Source organism: Sphingomonas radicis (genome assembly GCF_051400635.1).
In the GTDB taxonomy this organism is placed as follows: domain Bacteria; phylum Pseudomonadota; class Alphaproteobacteria; order Sphingomonadales; family Sphingomonadaceae; genus Sphingomonas.
Map to the genome: position 1 here is coordinate 1 of NZ_JBLFFG010000013.1, position 307 is coordinate 307.

Here is a 307-nt window from a genome sequence, read left to right on the forward strand (position 1 = left end):
GGCCGCGTCACCGCGGAAGTCATCTCGTAACGCACGCGACGCGTTGACATAAGCCCGCCGTCTTGGGGGACGGCGGGCTTTTTGCGCCGTCATTCCGGCAGAGTCTGCGGTGAAATGGATTCCGGGCTCGCGCTGCGCGCGCCCCGGAATGACGGAAACTACGCCTCAGCCAGCACCCGCGCATTGGCGCGCACCGAGGCTTCGCTGACGCTTATGCCGAGGCCAGGGCCATCGGGGACCACGACATGACCGCGGTTGTTGGCGATGCGCTCTTCCAGCACGTCCTCGGTCAGGACGTGATGCGGCA